General features: G+C 73.0%; 20 protein-coding genes and 1 tRNA gene. 11 read left to right on the plus strand and 10 right to left on the minus strand.

Features of this window, described 5'->3' with window-relative positions; genetic code table 11:
- Positions 1 to 135: 135 nt before the first annotated feature.
- Both ACZ4XJ_RS14990 and ACZ4XJ_RS14995 read right to left on the minus strand, forming a co-directional pair.
- Positions 136 to 633 (minus strand): FHA domain-containing protein FhaB/FipA, encoded by a 498-nt coding sequence (locus ACZ4XJ_RS14990; protein ID WP_329382467.1) that lies wholly within the window; start codon positions 631 to 633, stop codon positions 136 to 138.
- A gap of 10 nt (positions 634 to 643) precedes the next feature.
- Entirely contained in the window at positions 644 to 1,465 is an 822-nt protein-coding gene (locus ACZ4XJ_RS14995; protein WP_468496401.1) for an FhaA domain-containing protein, read from the minus strand.
- 293 nt (positions 1,466 to 1,758) lie between these two features.
- Between ACZ4XJ_RS14995 and ACZ4XJ_RS15000 the strand changes: the two genes are divergently transcribed.
- The 6 genes from ACZ4XJ_RS15000 to ACZ4XJ_RS15025 all read left to right on the plus strand — a co-directional run bounded on the left by ACZ4XJ_RS15000 (position 1,759) and on the right by ACZ4XJ_RS15025 (position 7,387).
- Positions 1,759 to 1,841 (plus strand) — tRNA-Leu (locus ACZ4XJ_RS15000).
- Between the two features lie 245 nt (positions 1,842 to 2,086).
- Positions 2,087 to 3,778 carry a sensor histidine kinase gene (locus ACZ4XJ_RS15005; protein ID WP_468496402.1) on the plus strand — a complete coding sequence of 564 codons (1,692 nt, stop codon included), beginning with the start codon at positions 2,087 to 2,089 and terminating at the stop codon, positions 3,776 to 3,778.
- Between the two features lie 8 nt (positions 3,779 to 3,786).
- On the plus strand, positions 3,787 to 4,446 hold the full coding sequence (locus ACZ4XJ_RS15010) for a response regulator (RefSeq protein ID WP_468496403.1): 660 nt from the start codon (positions 3,787 to 3,789) through the stop codon (positions 4,444 to 4,446).
- 84 nt (positions 4,447 to 4,530) lie between these two features.
- Positions 4,531 to 6,003 (plus strand): DUF2252 domain-containing protein, encoded by a 1,473-nt coding sequence (locus ACZ4XJ_RS15015; RefSeq protein ID WP_468496404.1) that lies wholly within the window; start codon positions 4,531 to 4,533, stop codon positions 6,001 to 6,003.
- Positions 6,004 to 6,121: 118 nt separating this feature from the next.
- Entirely contained in the window at positions 6,122 to 7,003 is an 882-nt protein-coding gene (locus tag ACZ4XJ_RS15020) for a J domain-containing protein (protein ID WP_468496405.1), read from the plus strand.
- A gap of 39 nt (positions 7,004 to 7,042) precedes the next feature.
- The gene (locus tag ACZ4XJ_RS15025; protein ID WP_362875172.1) at positions 7,043 to 7,387 is read left to right on the plus strand and encodes a rhodanese-like domain-containing protein; all 345 of its coding nucleotides are present in this window, start codon (positions 7,043 to 7,045) and stop codon (positions 7,385 to 7,387) included.
- A 40-nt stretch (positions 7,388 to 7,427) separates the two neighbouring features.
- Here the strand turns inward: ACZ4XJ_RS15025 and ACZ4XJ_RS15030 are convergent, their stop codons facing one another.
- From ACZ4XJ_RS15030 to paaA, 6 genes are all read right to left on the minus strand, one after another.
- Entirely contained in the window at positions 7,428 to 8,570 is a 1,143-nt protein-coding gene (locus ACZ4XJ_RS15030) for an acyl-CoA dehydrogenase family protein (protein WP_468496406.1), read from the minus strand.
- A gap of 151 nt (positions 8,571 to 8,721) precedes the next feature.
- Positions 8,722 to 9,855: a 2Fe-2S iron-sulfur cluster-binding protein gene (locus tag ACZ4XJ_RS15035; protein ID WP_468496407.1), complete on the minus strand. Its 1,134-nt coding sequence runs from the start codon at positions 9,853 to 9,855 to the stop codon at positions 8,722 to 8,724.
- Complete coding sequence (paaD, locus tag ACZ4XJ_RS15040) at positions 9,856 to 10,341, minus strand: 1,2-phenylacetyl-CoA epoxidase subunit PaaD (protein ID WP_362875463.1); 486 nt, start codon at positions 10,339 to 10,341, stop codon at positions 9,856 to 9,858.
- A 23-nt stretch (positions 10,342 to 10,364) separates the two neighbouring features.
- Positions 10,365 to 11,141, minus strand: a complete 777-nt coding sequence (gene paaC / locus ACZ4XJ_RS15045) for a 1,2-phenylacetyl-CoA epoxidase subunit PaaC (RefSeq protein WP_362875175.1) — start codon at positions 11,139 to 11,141, stop codon at positions 10,365 to 10,367.
- Positions 11,138 to 11,422, minus strand: a complete 285-nt coding sequence (gene paaB / locus ACZ4XJ_RS15050; protein ID WP_362875176.1) for a 1,2-phenylacetyl-CoA epoxidase subunit PaaB — start codon at positions 11,420 to 11,422, stop codon at positions 11,138 to 11,140. The genes paaC and paaB overlap by 4 nt, the downstream gene beginning before the upstream one ends.
- Positions 11,419 to 12,438 carry a 1,2-phenylacetyl-CoA epoxidase subunit PaaA gene (gene paaA, locus ACZ4XJ_RS15055; RefSeq protein ID WP_468496408.1) on the minus strand — a complete coding sequence of 340 codons (1,020 nt, stop codon included), beginning with the start codon at positions 12,436 to 12,438 and terminating at the stop codon, positions 11,419 to 11,421. The genes paaB and paaA overlap by 4 nt, the downstream gene beginning before the upstream one ends.
- A gap of 135 nt (positions 12,439 to 12,573) precedes the next feature.
- Between paaA and ACZ4XJ_RS15060 the strand changes: the two genes are divergently transcribed.
- The 3 genes from ACZ4XJ_RS15060 to ACZ4XJ_RS15070 all read left to right on the plus strand — a co-directional run bounded on the left by ACZ4XJ_RS15060 (position 12,574) and on the right by ACZ4XJ_RS15070 (position 15,517).
- Positions 12,574 to 13,383 (plus strand): DUF5819 family protein, encoded by an 810-nt coding sequence (locus ACZ4XJ_RS15060; RefSeq protein WP_468496409.1) that lies wholly within the window; start codon positions 12,574 to 12,576, stop codon positions 13,381 to 13,383.
- On the plus strand, positions 13,368 to 14,609 hold the full coding sequence (locus tag ACZ4XJ_RS15065; protein ID WP_468496410.1) for an HTTM domain-containing protein: 1,242 nt from the start codon (positions 13,368 to 13,370) through the stop codon (positions 14,607 to 14,609). The genes ACZ4XJ_RS15060 and ACZ4XJ_RS15065 overlap by 16 nt, the downstream gene beginning before the upstream one ends.
- Before the next feature lie 128 nt (positions 14,610 to 14,737).
- Positions 14,738 to 15,517 carry a TrmH family RNA methyltransferase gene (locus tag ACZ4XJ_RS15070; protein ID WP_468496411.1) on the plus strand — a complete coding sequence of 260 codons (780 nt, stop codon included), beginning with the start codon at positions 14,738 to 14,740 and terminating at the stop codon, positions 15,515 to 15,517.
- Between the two features lie 510 nt (positions 15,518 to 16,027).
- Here ACZ4XJ_RS15070 and paaN read toward each other — a convergent pair.
- Positions 16,028 to 17,710 (minus strand): phenylacetic acid degradation protein PaaN, encoded by a 1,683-nt coding sequence (gene paaN, locus ACZ4XJ_RS15075; protein WP_468496412.1) that lies wholly within the window; start codon positions 17,708 to 17,710, stop codon positions 16,028 to 16,030.
- A gap of 168 nt (positions 17,711 to 17,878) precedes the next feature.
- On the opposite strand from paaN, the gene ACZ4XJ_RS15080 reads away from it, so the two are divergent.
- Both ACZ4XJ_RS15080 and ACZ4XJ_RS15085 read left to right on the plus strand, forming a co-directional pair.
- Positions 17,879 to 19,399: a 3-hydroxyacyl-CoA dehydrogenase gene (locus ACZ4XJ_RS15080; protein WP_468496413.1), complete on the plus strand. Its 1,521-nt coding sequence runs from the start codon at positions 17,879 to 17,881 to the stop codon at positions 19,397 to 19,399.
- Entirely contained in the window at positions 19,396 to 20,004 is a 609-nt protein-coding gene (locus ACZ4XJ_RS15085) for a TetR/AcrR family transcriptional regulator (RefSeq protein ID WP_362875183.1), read from the plus strand. The genes ACZ4XJ_RS15080 and ACZ4XJ_RS15085 overlap by 4 nt, the downstream gene beginning before the upstream one ends.
- A 139-nt stretch (positions 20,005 to 20,143) precedes the next feature.
- Here the strand turns inward: ACZ4XJ_RS15085 and ACZ4XJ_RS15090 are convergent, their stop codons facing one another.
- Complete coding sequence (locus tag ACZ4XJ_RS15090; RefSeq protein ID WP_383987158.1) at positions 20,144 to 20,698, minus strand: Lrp/AsnC family transcriptional regulator; 555 nt, start codon at positions 20,696 to 20,698, stop codon at positions 20,144 to 20,146.
- Positions 20,699 to 20,700 lie beyond the last annotated feature (2 nt).

Genomic DNA, 20,700 nt, shown 5'->3' on the forward strand with positions numbered 1-20,700 from the left:
CCCTGTCGACGCTGCCTCCGGGTACAACCGGTCTCGAGCCACACTGCCCACCCTCCGGTCGGGAGCGCGCTCGGGTCCGTGTCCCCGGTGGGACGGACCGCCGCGGCTCGCTCGCTCCGCTCGCTCATTCTCGTACTACTTCCGCAGCTCGATGACGGTCTTGCCGATGCGGATCGGTGCGCCCGGCGGAATGGGCGTCGGGGTGGTGAGCCGGGTCCGGTCGAGATACGTGCCGTTGGTGGACCCGAGATCCTCGACGATCCACTGGCCGTCACGGTCGGGGTAGATCCTGGCATGCCTGCTGGAGGCGTAGTCGTCGTCCAGCACGATCGTGGAGTCGTGGGCACGGCCCAACGTGATCGTCTGGCCGGCGAGGGCCACCGTGGTGCCCGTGAGGGTGCCTTCGGAGACGACGAGTTTGGTCGGCGCACCCCGGCGCTGGCGCTGCTGGGGTGGCGCGGACTGCCGCCCGGCCTGCTGCGGCGCACTGGTGGCGCCGCCGCGGCGCGAGCCGCGTTGGGTCACTCTCGTGCCGAACAGGTCGCTGCGGATGACCTGAACGGCCACGATGACGAACAGCCACAGAACGGCCAGGAAACCCAACCGCATGACCGTCAGGGTCAGCTCTGACATTGCCCCCGCTTCACCCTTCGGCTTGCCGGTAAATGATGGTGGTGCTGCCCACGACGATCCGCGAGCCGTCGCGGAGCGTAGCGCGGGTGGTGTGCTGTCCGTCCACCACGATGCCGTTGGTGGACCCGAGATCCTGGATCGTCGGGGGTGTTCCGGTCCGGATCTCACAGTGCCGGCGCGATACGCCGGGGTCGTCGATCCGCACATCGGCCTCGGTGCTTCGGCCGAGTACGAGCGTGGAGCGCGACATCTGGTGGCGTGTGCCATTGATCTCGATCCAGCGGCGCGTGGTGCCGGGGGCGCCGGTGGGAGCCGGTCCGCCCGGTCCCGGGCGGTTGCCGGGTCCGCCCGGAGGCGGTCCCGAGGGCATGGGCGGGGCGGCGACCGGCGGATAGCCGTATCCGCCCTGCTGACCCTGCTGCTGTTGCTGCCCGGCCTGCGGTCCGTCCTGGGAGGTGCTGGAAGCCAGCGTACGACTGCGAACCCGGTACAGACCGGTGTCGAGGTCGTCGGCCTTCTCCAGGTGCACCTTGATCGGGCCCATGAAGCTGTACCGCTGCTGCTTGGCGTAGTCGCGGACGAGGCCCGCGAGTTCGTCGCCGAGCTGGCCGGAGTAGGGACTCAGGCGCTCGTAGTCGCCCGCGCTGAGCTCCACGATGAAGTCGTTCGGGACGACGGTCCGCTCGCGGTTCCAGATGGTGGCGTTGTTGTCGCACTCCCGCTGGAGGGCTCCGGCGATCTCCACCGGCTGGACCTCGGACTTGAACACCTTGGCGAAGGTGCCGTTCACCAGACCTTCGAGTCGCTGCTCGAACCGCTTCAGAACTCCCATGGGGCACCTCCTCCGTCGTTGTCGCCCTGTACTGCTTACTGATCGTATCCACGCGTGGCGGATTCGGCTGGTTCCCCTCCGGTCCCGTGCGCAGGAGTGTTGGTGCTCACAAGGGATCGTAGGGGTGCTCAGGTGACAGTGTCCCGCACCCGGCGGGGAGTGCGGGAGGGGCCGTCCCGGACGCCCTGCCGGAGTGCCGAAAAAGCGATGTGAATCCACCCCGTCCGACGTGCTAATCTTTCGACGTCGCCAGGGGAACGGCCCGAAAGGGAAGATCCACTGGAGAGCTGCTCGGGCGAGTGGCGGAACGGCAGACGCGCTGGCTTCAGGTGCCAGTGTCCTTCGGGACGTGGGGGTTCAAATCCCCCCTCGCCCACATCGAGGAAGCCTCGATCCGGAATCCGGATCGGGGCTTCCTGCATTGTCGGCCATCGGGCCCCTCCCGTGGAGGAGGGCACGGCCGAGTGACGGCGGCGGGTTCGCCGCCGGGGCCACGGCCGCCCCGAACTCCTTCGGTTTTCCGTCCGTCGGCCGCGGTCCGCCCGCCGTCCGACTTTCGTCGCGCGGGCTGCGACGAAAGGAGGCTGACCGGAGGTGTGGCGGGTGTCTAGGGTCGCTCGGGTGGATACGAGGGCGAGAGCGCGGGCGGGCTGGGACTGGCTGACAGGGCCGGAGCCCTGGTCCCGGGGCGCGTTCGCGGGGGACCTGACGATCGCCGCGGTGATAGCGCTGCTCGGCGTGGGCGTCGACGAACTCAGCCAGAGCTCCGGGCTGAAGACGACCGCGGCCGCCGTGCTCGTGGTCGCGCTGACGCTGCTGCGCCGGCGGCTGCCCGCGACGACCCTGATCGTGGGCGCCGCGGCCAGCGGGCTGCTGCCCGGTGTGTTTCTCGTGACGATCGTGCTGGGCTGGTCCGCGGGCCGGCGGATCGTCGGCGTCGGTCGGGCGCTGAGCGTCTTCGTCGTCGCCTTCGTCGCGGAAGTGGGCATCAGCCTCATCGACCAGTGGTCGCAGCTGCGTCCGCTGCTGGTGATCGTGTTCTCCACGCTGATGTTCCTGGCGTCGACGGTCATGCCGGGTCTGGCCAGCCGGTACTGGCACCAGCGCCGGACCCTGCTGAGCGCCCTCCAGGAACGCAACGCCCAGCTCGTGCGCGAGCGGACGATGGTGGCCGGGCAGGCCAGGCTGCGGGAGCGGCAGCGGATCGCCCAGGACATGCACGACAGCCTGGGCCACCAACTGGCGCTGATCTCCGTGCACACCGGGGCGCTGGAGGTGGATCCAGCGATCACCGAGCGGCAGCGCGAGGCGGTCGGCGTGCTGCGGCAGGCCTCCGTTGCGGCGATGCACGAACTGCGCGAGGTCGTCGGCATCCTGCGGGACGGGGTGGAGGCGCCGCTGCCCGTGGAGGAGGCGCAGCCCGCCGCCCGTGGGGTCGCCGGGATCGGCGGGATCGTGGAGGCGGCGCGGGGCTCCGGGACCGACGTACGACTTTCGGTGACGGGGCAACCCCGTCCCCTGGCCGCGGCCTGCGACCACGCCGCGTACCGGATCGTGCAGGAGGGGCTGACCAACGCCTACAAGCACGCTCCGGGGGCCGCGATCACCGTGGAACTGCGGTACGAGGACGACTCCCTGGTGGTGGAGATCGCCAACGGGCCGGCGGCCGGCCCCGGGGTCGGCGAGGTGGTGTCGGGCGGGCAGGGGCTCACCGGGCTGCGGGAACGGGCCCGGTTGGTCGGCGGCATGGTGCACGCGGCCGCTGCCGAGGGCGGGGGCTTCCGGGTGGCCGGGGTGCTCCCGTACGGCGCGGAGCCGGCCGGGTTGGTCGACGACGTCGCCGACGACTTCGGGCAGCGTTCGCAGGCCGTGGCGACGGCGGCGAAGGGAGCGCCTCCGCTGGACTGGGCGGCGGTGGACCGCGAACTGGCGACGCCCCTGCGCAATCGGACGGGGGGCTGGGCCCTGGGCTGTGGGATCGCCGTCGCGGCCCTCGTGCTGCTGATGATCGTCGTGGGTGCCGGGGTGGCGTTGTTGGTGGGCTCCGCGAACAAGGCGATGATCGGCCGCGACGAGTACGACGCGGTGCGGATCGGCGAGGCGGAGCAGACGATCCGGGACCGGCTGCCCTCCGGGGACAGCATCCTGACGTCGGGCCTCGACCGTAAGGGGCCCGCCCGGCCCGAGGGGGCGGAGTGTCTGGCGCTGTTGTCGGAGGACGACTCGGACGACCTGTCCACCGACGACGTGTTCCGGTTCTGCTTCAGGGACGGCAAGCTCGTCGAGAAGCAGACCTACGAGGTCAAGCAGTAGGAGCGCGGGTGACAGCCAAAGTGATCAGAGTCGTGATCGCCGACGACGAGCCACTGATCCGGGCGGGCATCAGGATGATCCTGACCTCCGCGCCGGACATCGAGGTCGTCGCGGAGGGCGGGAACGGCCGGGAGGCGGTGGAACTCGCCCGCTCCCACGCGCCCGACGTGGTGCTCCTCGACATCCAGATGCCGGTCATGGACGGACTGACCGCGCTGGGCGAGCTGGGGCGGGCCGTACCGGACGTGCGGGCGTTGATCCTGACCACCTTCGGGGAGAAGGAGAACGTGCTGCGGGCGCTCGGTGAGGGCGGCGCGGGCTTCCTGCTGAAGGACTCGGCGCCGGGCGAGCTCATCGGCGCGGTCCGGGCGGCCGCCGCCGGGGACGCCTACCTCTCCCCCTCGGCGACCCGGCACGTGGTCGACCAGTTGGCGACCGGCCGGGTCGCCGGCCGGGGCGAGGCCGCCCGGCGGCGGGTGGCCGAACTGAGCGAACGCGAACGCGGGGTGCTGGCCCTGCTCGGGGAGGGCCTGTCCAACGCGGACGCGGGCCGCCGGCTGCACATGAGCGAGGCCACCGTGAAGACGTACGTGAGCCGGATCCTCGCGAAGTTGGGCTGCGACAACCGCGTACAGGCGGCCCTGCTGGCCAGGGATGCCGGGCTCTAGATACGGTCGGGCCGAAAACGGCCGGGCCGACAGGGAGTCGGCCGCCTCGGCCGACACGAGCGACAGGTGCGGGGGCGGCGGGACATGGTGACGGTACCGGAGCAGAGCACGGTGGGCGGGAGAGCCGGCGGGGTCGCGGCCGCGATCACGGCGGCGTCGTCGGAGCCCGTGGGCGGGCGGATTCCGCAGGTCGAGGGGTTCGCTCCGCGGCCGCTGGCGGGCTCGGCCAAGGAGGCCGGCAAAGCCCTGCGCCGGCGGGTGCCGCGTGCGGCCCACGCCCATTTCGAGGCTCCCACCGACCGGCCCGACGCGGTGCGGGCCGTCGAGGAGTCCAACGAGGGCAGGGTTCCCGAGCTGACCCCGATACGGGTGGGCCGGATGGCCGCGAACCCCTTCGCGTTCCTGCGCGGGGCGGCCGGGCTGATGGCGCACGACCTGTCCGGAGGCCCGGTGACCGGCGTCGCGGCGCAGATCTGCGGCGACGCCCACGCGGCCAACTTCGGTCTGTACGGGGACGCGAGCGGCCGGCTCGTCATCGACCTCAATGACTTCGACGAGACCGTCGTCGGGCCGTGGGAGTGGGACGTGAAGCGGCTGGCCACCTCGCTGGTGCTGGCCGGGCGGGTGGCGGGCGCGGACGAGGACACCTGCCGGGCGGCGGCGCTGGACGCGGCGGGCGCGTACCGCAGGACCATGCGACTGCTGGCGAAGCTGCCGGCGCTCGACGCGTGGAACGCCATCGCGGACGAGGAGCTCGTCTCGCACACCGACGCCCGGGACCTGCTCGGCACGCTGGAACGGGTCTCCGCGAAGGCCCGCAACAACACCTCGGCCCGGTTCGCCGCCAGGTCCACCGAGATCGGGGCCGACGGCGGGCGGTGCTTCGTCGACGCGCTGCCGGTGCTGCGCCGCGTCGGTGACGAGGAGGCGGGGGCAGTGGCGGCCTCGTTGGGCCCGTACCTGCAGACCCTGTCGGGGGATCGGCTGCCGCTGCTGGCGCGCTACGCGATCCAGGACGTGGCGTTCCGGGTGGTGGGGACGGGCAGTGTCGGGACGCGTTCGTACGTGGTGCTGCTGCTCGATCACCGGGGTGATCCGCTGGTGCTCCAGGTGAAGGAGGCCCGGCCGTCGGTGCTGCTGCCGTACCTGCCCGGGCTGGGCTTCGACGCGGCGGCGGAGGAACACGAGGGCCGTCGGGTGGTGGCCGGGCAGAAACGGATGCAGGTGGTGTCCGACATCATGCTGGGCTGGACCACGGTGGAGGGGCGCCCCTTCCAGGTGCGCCAGTTCCGCAACCGCAAGGGCAGCGTGGATCCGGCGGCGCTGACCGCCGCGGAGTTCGACGACTACGGGCGGATGACCGGCGCCCTGCTGGCCCGGGCGCACGCGCACAGCGCCGATCCGCGGCTGCTGGCGGGGTACTGCGGCAAGAACGAGGAGTTGGACGAGGCGATGGCCGCCTTCGCGATGGCGTACGCCGACCGGACCGAGGCGGACCACGCCGACCTGGTGGCGGCCGTCCGGGCCGGGCGGATCGCGGCGGAGGCCGGGGTCTGAGGGAGTGCCGGCGGAGCCCGGGAGCGTGCGTCATGAAGCCCGCGGGGACGTTTCACGTGAAACCGGGCGGTGTTTCACGTGAAACACCGCCCGGGCGGACGGGCCGTAGGCTGGCCGGGTGAGCGAGCAGACCGAGCACCCCGAGCGCACTGAGCACCCCGAGCCGGCAGTCCCCGGCGGGCCCGAGGCTTCCGCGGCCTCGGCGGCTCCCCCGGACTCCGCCGACGAGCGTCCCGAGGCGCGGCTGGACCGGGCCGTGCGGGCCGCCGAGCAGGCCCTCATCGAGTTCGAGATCGCGGTCGAGACCTTCCGGGTCGAGGTCGAGAACTTCTCCCGCCTCCACCACCAGAAACTCGGGCCGATGTACTCGCGGCTCGACGAACTCGACGCGTTGATCGCGGAGGCCAAGGCGGAGCGCAGCGGGGATCCCGAGGACCTGCGGCGGGCCGGTGAGGCGCGCTCCCTGGTGATGCCGATGCCCGGCGTCGACGAGCTGTTCCACGACTGGCTGGACTCCGACGGGATGCCGGACGACGCGTCCGCGATGCTCACCGGCCGGTCGGTCAAGCCCCCGCAGCGGGTGCGGCCCTCGGAGGAGGTTCGTCGGCTCTACCGGGAGCTGGTCCGCAAGGCGCACCCGGACCTCGCCCAGGACGAGGCCGAGCGCGAGCGCCGGGACGCGTTCATCGCGCGGGTCAACGCCGCCTACGGGCGCGGGGAGGAGCAGTCGCTGCGCGAGCTGGCCGAGGAGTGGGCGGCCGGTCCGGTGCCGGCGGCCGCGCGGCCGAGCGAGAGCGAGGAGCTGTACGCCCGGCTGGAGTGGCTGGCCCGCCGCAAGGAACGGTTGTCCGTGCTGGCCCGGGAGCTGGAGGACAGTGCGATCGGGTCGATGCTGCGGATGGCGCCGGACGACCCCGACCGGCTGCTGGAGGAGATCGCGGAGCAGCTGCTCGCGCAGGTCTCCGAGCGCGAGGCGGAGCTGAAGGCCCTCGCCGGGTAGGTTGGCAGGCCAGATCCGCGAAGAGAGAAGGCGACAGCTATGAACTTCGGACCGCTCCCCTCGGTGGACGCCGCCGCGGTGCCCTCCGAAGGCTTTGTCCTGGACGTCCGCGAGGACGACGAATGGGCGGCCGGGCACGTCGAGGGCGCGCTGCACATTCCGATGAGCGACTTCGTGGCGCGCTTCGGTGAGCTGACCGAGGCCATCGCGGAGGACGGCCGGGTGCACGTGATGTGCCGGGTCGGCGGCCGTTCGGCCCAGGTCACCCAGTACCTGGTGCGCCAAGGCATCGACGCCGTGAACGTGGACGGCGGAATGCAGGCCTGGGAGGGCGCCGGGCGCCCGATGGTCACGGACAACGGGAACCCGGCCTTCGTGCTCTGACGTGCTTTGACGCTCTGCTAGGCCACCCTCGCGGGCCGGTTCAGGCGAGGGGGTGGGCGGCCAGCAGGTCGCCCAGGGCCTCCTCGTGCGCCGCGGCCGGCCCGAGTTGCAGCTCCAGTTGCTTGGCCCAGGCGTGGAAGCGGTGCAGCGGGTAGTCGGTGTCGGCGCCGAAGCCGCCGTGCAGGTGCTGGGCGGTCTGCACGACTCGGCGTACGCCCTCGGAGGCCCAGATCTTGGCGACCGCCACGTCACCGGAACTGGGCAGGGGGCCGCCCGCGCCGTCGGTCGCCGCGTCGAGGCGCCAGGCGGCCTGCCAGAGGGTGACCTCCATGGCGCGCAGATCGATGTAGCGGTCGGCGGCCTGTACGGCGACGGCCTGGAAGGTGGCCACGGGGAAGCCGAACTGCTCCCGCTTGCCGGTGTATTGACTGGTCATGGTGAGGACGCTCTCGCCGAGGCCGAGTGCGAGGGCGCAGGTTCCGGTGGCGAGGAGCTGACGGAGCCGGTCCCAGGCGCCGGGGGCTTCGATGAGGTGGGTCGTGGGCACCCGGACCCCGTCGAGGGTCAGTTCCGCGAGCCGCTCCCCGGTGGTGGAGTACTGGTCGGCGAGGGTGAGCCCGCCGGCGGGCCGCGGGACGAGCGCGAGCACGGCCTCGCCGTCGCCCCGGTGGGCGGGTACGGCGATCCAGTCGGCGCTGTGCGCCCAGGGGACGGAGGTCTGCACCCCGTCCAGGGTCCATTCGGCGCCGTCGCGGCGGGCGATGACGGCGAGTTCGGCGGGGTCGTGGCCGGTGCGGCCGTGCGCGGCGACGGTCAGGACCAGCGTGCCGGCGCCGGCGCCGGGCAGCAGGGCGGAGGCCAGTTCGGGGCTGCCGTGGGCCTGGACGGCCATGGCGGTGGCGCAGTGTTCCAGCAGCGGTACCCGGGCCAGTACCTTCGCCGCCTCGCGCAGCACCAGGCACAGGGCGATGGTGTCGAGGCCGGCGCCGCCGTGTTCCTCGGCGAGGACGAGGCTCAGCAGGTCGGACCCCGCGAGGCTGCCCCACAGCGGCCGGTCGAACTCGTCGGCGACGGCGCCCGGGGTGAGTGCGGGGCTCGGCACGCTGTCGGGGGCGACGTCCGCGAACACGGCCTTGGCCGCCTCGACGGCCGCCTGCTGTTCTTCGGTGAAGGTGAAGTCCACTGCCTGTCCTCCCGCGTGCACCGGAGCGGTCCCGCTCGCGTATCTGACGGTCCGTCAACATAGAGCAGGCGGGAGGAATTGCACAGGGGGGAGGGCCCGGGCCGTCCGGGTTCGCTCGGCGGCCCGGGTTCCGCGGTCACCGGCCGGCGGGTCAGCGGTCGAAGTCGATCTCCACTTCCTCGCTCACCGCGTGCGACTGGCAGGCCAGCACGAATCCGGCGTCCGTCTCCTCGGCCTCCAGCGCGAAGTTGCGGTCCATCCGGACCTCGCCGCCGACCAGGAACACCCGGCAGGTGCCGCACACGCCGCCCTTGCAGGCGTACGGGGCGTCCGCGCGGCCCCGCAGCACGGCGTCCAGCAGGGATTCGCCCTCCTGGACGGGCCAGGTGCCCGACCGGCCGTCGAGCCGGGCGGTGACGCGCACGCGGGACGGCGCGGCGCTCGGGGCGGGGGTCTGCGGCGCGGTGTCCTCGACGTGGAAGATCTCCTCGTGCACCCGGGTACGGGCGACGCCGAGTTCGCCCAGGGCCCGCTCGGCGCCCTGGACCAGTCCGTACGGTCCGCACAGGAACCAGCCCGTCACCTCGGCGACCGGCAGCAGCGCGGGCAGCAGGGCCGTCAACCGCGCCTGGTCGAGCCGGCCGGACGGCAGGCCCGCCTCCTGCTCCTCGCGGGACAGCACGGTCACCAGCTGGAAGCGGTCGGGGTAGCGGTCCTTGAGGTCCGCCACGTCGTCCAGGAACATCGTCGAGGCGGCCGAACGGTCGCTGCGGACCAGGCAGAAGCGGGCGTCGGACCGGGCGGCGAGCAGGCTCGCGGCGATCGAGAGGACCGGGGTGATCCCGCTGCCGCCGACGACGGCCGCGTAGTGCGCGGCGGCCGGGGCCGCGGCGGGGTCCAGCACGAAGCGACCGGCCGGGACCATCACGTCGAGCACGTCCCCGGCAGCGATCTCCTTGTGCGCGAACGTGGAGAACTCGCCGCCCTCCACGAGCCGCACCCCGACCCGCAGCGCGACGGGGCCCGGGCCTGCGACGGTCGGGGCGGGCGAGCAGATCGAGTAGGTGCGGCGGACGCCGCCGCCCTCGGAGCCGGTGCGGCGCAGGGTGAGGTGCTGGCCGGGCGCGTGCCGGTACTCCTCGCACAGTTCCGGGGGCACGGCGAGGGTGAGCGCCACCGAGTCGTCGGTGAGCCGCTCGACCGCCGCCACCGTCAGCGCGTGGAAGGCGCCGTGGCGCGCGGGGCGCGTGGGGCCCGGGTCCGCCGAGGGCACAGACACGGCCATCTACAGCTCCTTGAAGTGGTCGAACGGTTCGCGGCAGGCGACGCAGCGGCGCAGCGCCTTGCACGCGGTGGAGGAGAACCGGCTGAGCAGCTCGGTGTCGGTGGAGCCGCATTGGGGGCAGCGCACCGACAGGGTCAGCGGGACCGCCCCGCCGGCGGCGTGCGGACGGGGCGGCGCGATGCCGAACTCGGCCAGCTTGCGCCGGCCTTCGGCGCTGATGTCGTCGGTCGACCAGGCCGGGGCGAGCACGGTGACGACCCGCACCTCGGGGATGCCGTGGCCGGTCAGCACCCGCTCGATGTCGGCCGACATGGCCTCGATCGCCGGACAGCCGGTGTAGGTCGGGGTGAGGGTGACCTCGGCGTGCCCGTCCGGGTGCATTCGGACTCCGCGCATCACGCCCAGCTCGGCGAGCGTGAGCACCGGCAGTTCCGGGTCGGGGACGGAGCCGGCGAGTTCGGCCAGCTCCGCCTCCAGGCGGGTCATGCCCAGGGCTCCCGCGGTCCCGGTCACCAGGACGCTCCCGGGTGGCTGCGGTGCAGGTGCTGCATCTCCGCGACGAGCCGCCCGAACGGCTCGGTGTGCAGGCCCTCGCGGCCCGCGCCGGCGGCCCAGGCCCCCGTACGCGGCCCTTCGGGAAGGGCGAGGCCGGCCCGCTCCAGGACGCCGCCCACGGCGGTCAGCCAGCGAGCCTCCAGGTCGGCCCGGTCCAGGCCGAGGCCGTCGGATCCGTCGAGGCCGTCGGATCCGTCCAGTCCGGTGAGGGGCCGGAACATCTCGCCGGTGTACTTCCACAGCGAGTCGAGCCCGGCCCGCATCCGCCGGCGGCTCTCCTGCGTGCCGTCACCGAGGCGCAGGGTCCACTGCTCGGCGTGGTCGCGGTGGTAGGCGGTCTCCTTGACGGCCTTGGCCGCCAGCGCCGCGAACGGGCCGTTCCCGGCGGCCAGCGCCCCGTACAGCTCGTGCTGGTGGAAGGAGAAGTAGAGCTGCCGGGCGATGGTGTGGGCGAAGTCGCCGTTGGGCTGCTCGACCAGTTGGAGGTTGCGGAAGGACCGCTCCTCGCGGAGGAAGGCCAGTTCGTCCTCGTCGCCCACCATGGACAGCAGGACGCGCGCCTGGCCGAGCAGGTCGAGGGCGATGTTGGCGAGGGCCACCTCCTCCTCCAGGACGGGGGCGTGACCGGCCCATTCGCCCAGGCGGTGGGAGAGGATCAGCGCGTCGTCGCCGAGGGCGAGCGCGGCCGCGGCCGTCGAGCCGGTGAGGAGGGTGGTGTCGGTGCTGCTCACAGGTGACGCACCCCCTCGGGAATGTCGTAGAAGGTGGGGTGCCGGTAGGGCTTGTCGGCGGACGGCGCGAAGAACGGGTCCCGCTCGTCCGGCGAGGAGGCGATGATCTCCGTGGAGGGCACGACCCAGAGGGAGATGCCCTCGCCGCGCCGCGTGTAGAGGTCGCGGGCGTTGCGCAGGGCCATCTCCGCGTCCGGGGCGTGCAGGCTTCCCGCGTGCGTGTGCGAGAGGCCGCGGCGCGAGCGCACGAACACCTCCCACAGGGGCCAGTTCTGCGTCATGCCTGTACCTCTCGTCCGGTGCTGGTGTGCTTCTCGGCGTAGGCCGCCGCGGCCTCGCGGACCCAGGCGCCTTCCTCGTGCGCCGTCCGACGCTGGTTGATCCGCTGCTCGTTGCACGGGCCGTTGCCCTTGAGCACGTTCCAGAACTCCGACCAGTCGATGGCGCCGAAGTCGTGGTGCCCGCGCTCTTCGTTCCACTTGATGTCGGGGTCGGGCAGGGTCAGGCCGAGGGACTCGGCCTGCGGGACGGCGATGTCCACGAAGCGCCGGCGCAGCTCGTCGTTGGAGTGCCGCTTGATCCGCCAGGCCATCGCCTGGGCGGAGTGGACCGACTCGTCGTCGGGCGGGCCGAACATCATCAAGGAGGGCCACCACCAGCGGTTCACGGCGTCCTGCGCCATCGCGTGCTGCGCCTCGGTGCCCTGCGAGAGGGCGAGGAGCAACTCGTACCCCTGGCGCTGGTGGAAGGACTCCTCCTTGCAGATGCGGACCATGGCGCGGGCGTACGGGCCGTAGGAGCAGCGGCAGATCGGCACCTGGTTGGTGATCGCCGCGCCGTCCACGAGCCAGCCGATCGCGCCGACGTCCGCCCAGGTCAGGGTGGGGTAGTTGAAGATCGAGGAGTACTTCTGCTTGCCGGCGTGGAGCTTGTCGAGCAGCTCGTCGCGGCTGGTGCCGAGGGTTTCGGCGGCGCTGTAGAGGTAGAGGCCGTGGCCCGCCTCGTCCTGCACCTTGGCCATCAGGATCGCCTTGCGGCGCAGCGAGGGCGCCCGGGTGATCCAATTGGCCTCGGGCTGCATGCCGATGATCTCCGAGTGGGCGTGCTGGGCCATCTGTCGGACCAGCGAGGCGCGGTACTCGTCGGGCATCCAGTCGCGCGGCTCCACGCGCTCTTCCGCCGCCACCGCGGCGTCGAAGGCCGCGGCGAGCTGCGCGACGAGGTCTTCCTCGATGCCGCCCGTCGTGCCTGCCGCCGCTGCCGTGCCCGGGCCCGATTCCGGGGTCACTGCGACCATCTCGGCTCCCTGTCAGATTCTTCCGTCCGCCCGACCGACCGATCGTTCGGTTCATCCTCTTCAATGGTGAGACGGCGGCCCGTAGGGTGTCAACCTCTGTGGGCAACCCTGTGGACGCCGGATGATCGGGGCGGGATGGTTTCGAACGAGCACGAGCCTGCGGAAGGAGTCCTTCCGACGGCCGTTCCGGCACCTTCCGGCCCGGCGGAGGACGCCCGCGCGGCGCCACCGGAGGCCGCGGATCCCGTACTGGATCCCGCCCCGGATTCCGGCCCGGATCCGGCCCCGTCCGAAGGGCCGGACGGGCCCGCCGCGCCGCCCCGGACCCCCGGTATCGCGGGCCTGCCCACCCCGTACCGGGTCGTGGCGGCCCTGGGGCTGGCGGCCGTGGCCGTCGCCGCCGGCCTGCACCTGGCGCTCGTCTTCCTGCACGTCGCGCCCTCGAACACGCTGAGCAAGCAGCACGCGGACCTGGTCGACGGATGGGTCTATCCCGAGTTCGAACAGAACTGGAAGCTCTTCGCGCCGAACCCCCTCCAGCAGAACATCTCCGTGCAGGTGCGGGCCGAGGTCCGCGCCCCCGGGGGCGAGGTGGTCACCGGAGGCTGGCGCGACCTGTCCGCCGAGGACGGCGCTGCCATCCGGCACAGCCTGCTGCCGAGCCACACCGAGCAGAACGAGCTGCGCCGCGCCTGGGACTTCTTCACGGGCTCCCACGACGAGAACAACCGCCCGAACGGCGACCGCGGCGCGCTCGCCGAGGAATACCTGCGCCGGATCGCCCTGGACCGGATCACCGAAGGCGAGGGCAGTGGCGCCGCCGGCCGCCGGATCGAGCGGATCCAGCTGCGCTCGGCGACCGCCGCCGTCGCGGCGCCGAGCTGGAGCACCGAGAAGACGGACACCCAGACGTACTACCGGGAGCTGCCGTGGTGGACGGTGTGAAGCGGCCGGGTCCCCGGGCCCGGGCGGCCGCCGCCCTGACCCGGGTGACGGGGCGGGCGCTGGGCCCGTACCAGAGCGCCGTGGTCCGCATCGGCTTCGCCGGGACCTGGCTGTTCTTCCTGCTTCGCGAGCTCCCGAACCGCCACGAGCTGTACGGGCCCGACAGCCCGTGGAGCTGGCAGCTGGCCGAGCGGCTCATCGCTTCGAACCGGGCGTTCACGGTCCTGATGTGGTCGGACTCCACGCTGTGGTTCGAGATCGTCTACGCCCTCTCCGTGCTCGCGAGCCTGCTGCTGGTGCTGGGCTGGCGCACCCGTGCGACGTCCGTGGTCTTCATGGTCGGCGTGCTGTCCCTGCAGAACCGCAGCGTCTTCATGGGCGACGGCGGGGACAACGTCATCCACCTGATGGCGATCTACCTGGTCCTCACCCGCTGCGCTCAGGTGTGGTCGCTGGACGCGCGCCGGGTCCGGCTGCGCGGCAGCGCCTCGGCGGGCGCGGCGGGGCCGGTGCTGTGGGGCGTGCTGGGCGTCGTACTGGCGTACGGGGCGCTGACCGGGCGGTTCAGCACCGGTTGGCTGGCCGCGTTCGCCGCGCTGTGGGTCGGGCTCGGGCTGTGGTGGCTGGTCGACCGCTTCGAGCCGGACGGCGACGCCCGGGCGGTGCTCGATGTACTGGCGAACGTGCTGCACAACGCCGGAATGCTGGTGATCATGGCGGAGGTGTGCCTGATCTACGCGACGGCCGGCTGGTACAAGATCCAGGGGTCTCGCTGGCAGGACGGGACCGCGCTGTACTACCCGCTCGGGCTGGACTACTTCACCCCGTGGCCGGGGCTGTCCGGGCTGCTGGCGGGCAGCGGAACGCTGGTGATGCTGCTGTCGTACGGGACGGTGGCGGTGCAGGTCGCCTTCCCGTTCACGCTGTTCGACCGGCGCGTGAAGAACGTGCTGCTGGCGGTGATGATGCTGGAGCACGCGGGCATCGCGCTGCTGCTGGGGCTGCCCTTCTTCTCGCTGGCGATGATCGCCGCCGACGCGGTGTTCCTGCCGACGGCCTTCCTGGTGTGGCTCGGGGCGCGGGCCGCGGCGCTGCGTCCCGTACGGGGGCGGGGGCCGGGCCGAAGGCGGGTACGGGTGCCGGTCGCGCGGGAGCCCGCGGCGGAGCAGGAGCCCCGGGCCCCGCAGGAGCCCGTCGCGGCGGAACCCGGCGCGCCGGCGCGCTGACGGCGACGGAGGCGACGGAGGCGGCGGCGGCCGAGGCCGCGGCGGTGACGGCAGGGGCGGTGACGGCAGCGGTGGTGGAGCGCGGGGCTGGGGCCGGCGCCCCGCCCCCGGCGTCGTAGGGTCGGCGCATGAGTGAGCAGCGGAGTCCCGAGGAGACCGTGCGCCGGTGGCGGGAGGAGGCGGGGCGGGACGGGGCCGTCCTGCTTGACGGGTTCCACGCGCTGAAGCACGCCCTGCGCTTCGGCGCGGAGGTCCGGGCGGTCGTCGCCGACGACCCCGACGCCGTACGCGCCCTGGCCGCGGAGCTGGCTCCGGACGTGGCCCCGGAGGTGGGACGGCTGGTGCTGCGGGCCCCGCTCAGGGACCTGCTGCCCCGCGTCCACCCGACCGGCGTCGCGGCGCTCGCCGTCCGGCCCGACCGGGCCGCCGGGCGGGCGGCGCTGGCCCGGCGGCCCCGGCCGGCGCCGATCGTGGTCCTCGACAACCCGCGCAACCTCGGCAACGTCGGCGCCGTCGTCCGCCTCGCCGCCGGCTTCGGCGCCACGGGCGTCGTCACCCGTGGCGACCTCGACCCCTGGCACCCCAACGTGGTCCGGGCCGGCGCCGGCCTGCACTACGCCACCACGGTCGAACGGCTCGCCCTTGAGGAGCTGCCGGCCGGGCCGCTGTACGCGCTCGACCCGGAGGGCGCGGACATCCGCGGCCTCACCCTCCCCGACGACGCCCTCCTCGCCTTCGGCTCCGAGCGGCACGGCATCTCACCGGAGCTGCGCGCCCGGGCGGACCACCTGGTCTCCCTCCCGATGCGCCCCCAGGTCTCCAGCTACAACCTGGCCACCAGCGTGGCCATGACCCTCTTCCACTGGGGCGGCCCCCCGGCCGGAGCGCAGGGCGGCGAGGACGCCTAAGGGCGGCCGCGCCGCAGGATCACGGAGCGGGACTGGCATGTCCCGCCCGACAGTCCGCAGGCGCGGGCCCTGGCCACCGCGACGGCGACGCTGTCCCGGATCGGGCACGGCGGCTTCGCGGAGGTGCTCGACGCGTACGCGACGGCGGCGGAGGCCGTGGCGCGGGCCGACCTGGCGCACGTGGGGCGCGGGGGTCGGCGCGGGAGCACCTCATCGAGGAGGTTGTGGTCGGCATCGTCATGGGCGACGCGATGTTCGCGGCGGCCCTGCGCAGGATGGCGCGGGTGGACGGCTCCTCGCGGGCCTTCGGGGCGGGAGGAGCCGACGGGTCCGACGACCCGGACGGCCGGCGTTCCCGGCTGAGCCGGGCCGGCCGGGCCGCCGGTACGGACCCCGCCCCGACCGGGAACCCCGGCCGATACCGGGGGCCCGCCCGGCCGGGATCCCCGGCCGATACCGGGGGCCCGGGCCGACCGGGGGCGTTCCGGTCGGCCCGGCGCCCCGTACGGGTTACGCCTGGCGGCGGACCTCCACCACCCGGAACCGGTTCGCGACGAACGCGCCGTCGCACAGGGCGGCGTTCGCCGCCGGGTTGCCGCCGGAGCCGTGGAAGTCGGAGAACGCCGAGGTCTGGTTGACGTAGACCCCGCCGGTCAGGTTCAGCGAGAGCTGCGCCGACTCCTCCAGGCAGACCTCCTCGATGGCCCGCTCGGTGTCCGGGGACGTCGTGTACGCGCCCACGGTCATCGCGCCCTTCTCCCGCACCGTGCGGCGCAGCAGCTCCAGCGCGTCGGCGGTGGAGTCCACCGCGACCGCGAAGGAGACCGGACCGAAGCACTCCGAGAGGTAGGCGGCGTCCGGGTCCGGCTTGCCGGCGTCCAGCTTGACCAGGACCGGGGTGCGCACCACGGCGTCCGGGAACTCCGGGTTGACCACGTCGCGGGAGGTCAGCGCGACCTCGCCGAGGGAGGCGGCCGCCTCCAGGCGGGCCTTGACGTCCGGGTTGACCAGCGCGCCGAGCAGGGCGTTGGCCCGGGCGTCGTCGCCCAGCAGGCCGCCGACCGAGGCGGCGAGGTCGGCGACGACCTCGTCGTACGACTTGTGGCCGGCGTCCGTCCCGATGCCGTCGCGCGGGATCAGCAGGTTCTGCGGGGTGGTGCACATCTGGCCGCTGTACAGGGACAGCGAGAACGCCAGGTTGGAGAGCATCCCCTTGTAGTCGGAGGTGGAGTCGACGACGACGGTGTTGACGCCCGCCTTCTCCGTGTAGACCTGTGCCTGGCGGGCGTTGGTCTCCAGCCAGTCCCCGAACTCCGTCGAGCCGGTGTAGTCGATGATCCGGACCTCGGGGCGCAGCGCGAGGGTCTTGGCGATGCCTTCACCCGGGCGCTCGACGGCGAGGGCCACCAGGTTCGGGTCGAAGCCGGCCTCGGCGAGGACCTCGCGGGCCACCTTGACGGTGAGCGCCAGCGGCAGGACGGCGCGCGGGTGCGGCTTGACCAGCACCGGGTTGCCGGTGGCGAGGGAGGCGAACAGGCCCGGGTAGCCGTTCCAGGTGGGGAAGGTGTTGCAGCCGATCATCAGTGAGACGCCCCGCGGGACGGCCGTGAAGGTCTTGCCGAGCTCCAGCGGGTCGCGCTTGCCCTGCGGCTTCGACCAGTCGGCCCGGCCGGGGACCCGGGTCTGCTCCTCGTACGCGTAGGCGATGGCCTCCAGGCCACGGTCCTGGGCGTGGGGGCCGCCCGCCTGGAAGGCCATCATGAAGGCCTGGCCGCTGGTGTGCATGACCGCGTGCGCGAATTCGTGCGTTCGCGCGCCGATCCGGGCCAGGATCTCGACGCAGACCAGGGCGCGGGCCTCGGGCCCGGCGTCCCGCCAGGCGCTCATGCCGGCCCGCATCGCGGGGATCAGGACGTCCGGGTCGGCGTGCGGGTACTCGACGCCCAGCTCCGGGCCGTACGGGGAGACCTCGCCGCCCGTCCAGCCGTCGGTGCCGGGCTGGTCGAGGTCGAAGCGGGTGCCGCGGACGGCCTCGAAGGCGGCGAGCCCGTCGGCCGGGGCGGTCTCCCCGTACGCCTTGGGGTGTTCGGGGTGCGGGGACCAGTAGGCGCGGCTGCGGATGGCAGCCAGCGCCTGGTCCAGGGTGGGCCGGTGCTTTTCGGACAGCTGGGGGAGGGTGAGCTCGGCGGCCATCAGGGACCAACTCCTCGTTGAGCCGGGCAGGATCAGGCTGATTTCGCAGGCTGAGATCAGGCAGGGGCGGGTGAAGAAGAGCAGACTGCAGTTAGAGTAACCGAACGATCGGTCGGGACAAGAGGGCCCGGCAGGCCTGTGGATAAGTCGGTGCGGGAGGATCAGGACATGACAGCAATCGAGCGGTCCCGCACTGTGGCGGTCGTCGGCGCCGGCACCATGGGGCAGGGCATCGCCCAGGTCGCCCTCCTCGCCGGTCACCGGGTGCTGCTCCACGACATCGACCCCGCCTTCGCCGAGGCCGGGGCGGGCCTGGTGCGCGACCGCGTCGAGCGGATGGCGGCCAAGGGCCGCCTGGACCGCGCCGAGGCCGAGGACGCGATCGGCCGGATCGGCGCGGCGCGCACGCTCGCCGACCTCGCCGACGCGGCCCTCGTCATGGAGGCCGTCGTCGAGGACGCCACGGTCAAGCGCACCCTCTTCGCGGCCCTGGAAGCGGTGATCGCCCCCGAGGCGGTGCTGGCCACCAACACCTCCTCCCTCTCGGTCACCGAACTCGCCGCCGACCTGCTCCACCCCGGCCGCTTCCTCGGCCTGCACTTCTTCAACCCCGCGCCACTGCTGCCCCTCGTCGAGGTCGTCAGCGGACACGCGACCGACCCCGCCGTGGCCGAGAGCGTCCACGGCACGGTCCTCGGCTGGGGCAAGACCCCGGTCAACTGCTCCGACACCCCGGGATTCATCGTCAACCGGATCGCCCGCCCGTTCTACGCGGAGGCCTTCGCGGTGTACGAGGAGCGCGGCGCCGACCCGGCCACGATCGACGCCGTGCTCCGCGAGAGCGGCGGCTTCCGGATGGGGCCGTTCCAGCTCACCGACCTGATCGGCCAGGACGTCAACGAGGCCGTCACCCGTTCCGTCTGGGACTCGTTCTTCCGCAGCCCCAAGTTCACCCCCTCGCTCGCCCAGCGCCGGCTGGTCCAGTCGGGTCGGCTCGGCCGCAAGTCCGGACAGGGGTGGTTCCCGTACGGGGAGGACGTCCGGCGGCCCGAGCCGCACACCGCGGGGCCCGAGGAGGCGCCGGACAAGGTCACCGTGGTCGGCGACCTCGGCCCGGCCGCCGTCCTGGCGGAGCTCATCGAGGAGGCCGGCATCGCGGTGACGGCCACCGGACACGGCGGTCCGTACATCCAGCTGCCCGGTGAGGGGCAGCTGGTGCTGGCGGACGGCAAGACCTCCGTCGAGTTCACCGACGTCGTCTACTTCGACCTCGCCCTGGACTACCGCGGCGCCGGCCGCGTCGCGCTCTCCGCGAGCGAGGACGTCAGCGCGCGGACCCTGGCGGAGGCCGTCGGTCTCTTCCAGAAGCTGGGCAAGAAGGTCTCCGTCATCGGCGACGTCCCCGGCATGATCGTCGCCCGGACCGTCGCCATGCTGATCGACCTGACCGCCGACGCCGTGGCGCGGGGCGTCGCGGACGCCGCGGACATCGACACCGCGATGACGCTCGGCGTCAACTACCCGCTGGGCCCGACCGCCTGGCACGAGCGGCTCGGCCCGGACTGGGCGTACGACCTGCTGCACAACCTGGACGAACGCTGTCCCGGCGGCCGTTACGCGCCCTCGCTGGCGCTGTTCAGGCTGGGCTACGCGGCGGGCGGGGAAGACGAGGGGGAGGACACGGCATGACCACGGTCAGGCGGGACACCTACACCCCGGAGACGCTGCTCGCGGTGGCCGTCCAGGTCTTCAACGAGCGCGGCTACGACGGCACGTCGATGGAGCACCTCTCCAAAGCGGCCGGCATCTCCAAGTCCTCCATCTACCACCACGTCGCGGGCAAGGAGGAACTGCTCCTGCGGGCCGTCAGCCGCGCGCTGGACGGCCTCTTCGCCGTCCTCGACGAACCCGGCGCCGTACGCGGCCGGGCGGTGGAACGGGTCGAGTACGTGACCCGGCGGACGGTCGAGGTGCTGCTCGGCGAACTGCCGTACGTGACGCTGCTGCTGCGGGTCCGGGGCAACACGCGCACCGAACGCTGGGCGCTGGAGCGGCGCCGCGAGTTCGACCACCGGGTCGCCGACCTGCTGAAGGCCGCCGCCGGCGACGGGGACCTGCGTGCGGACGTGGACATCCGGCTCGCCACCCGGCTGCTGTTCGGCATGGTGAACTCGCTCGTCGAGTGGTACCGCCCGCACCCCGGCGCGGACCACGGGCAGCTCGCCGACGCGGTGGTCCACATGGCCCTCGACGGGCTCCGCGCGACCCCGAAGGGGCGCGACGCCGCTTCGTAGGGACGCGGTGGCGCGACCCGCGATGTGAGTGCGACCGAGTGCGCCCCCCGGAATCCGGGGGGCGCACTCGCGTTGTCGACCGCCCCCTCGCACCACCCGGTCGGATCAGTCGTACCGGTGTCCTGTGCGGGGCGGTCGTTCACTCCTCCGTGAGGGCCGGCCCGGTGGCGGGGCCCGGGTCGAGGAGGTCCGTCTCCTCGAAAACCAGCAGCGTGCGCGTGGAGAGGACCTCCGGGATGGACTGCAGACGCGTCAGGACCAGCTCGCGCAAGGTCCGGTTGTCCGGGGTGTGGACGAGCAGCAGTACGTCGAAGTCGCCGCTGACCAGTGCGATGTGCGCCGCGCCCGGCAACTCGCGCAGCTGCTCGCGCACCGTCCGCCAGGAATTCTGGACGATCTTCAGGGTGATATAGGCGGAAGCGCCCTGACCTGCCCGTTCGTGGTTCACCCGGGCGGTGAACCCACGGATCACCCCGTCGTCGATGAGCCGGTTGATCCGGGCGTAGGCATTGGCCCGCGACACGTGGACCTGCTCGGCCACCGAGCGTATGGAGGCCCGGCCGTCGGCCTGGAGCAGCCGCATGATCGACCGGTCGATCGGATCCAGGGGGCGGGAAGGCACCGGAGGGGCGCCCGTGACCGCCCCCGGCGGGACCGGGCCGGAACCGGCTCCGGCCATTTGTTCATCCGGCATTG

The organism is Streptomyces sp. NPDC029836, from assembly GCF_055574495.1.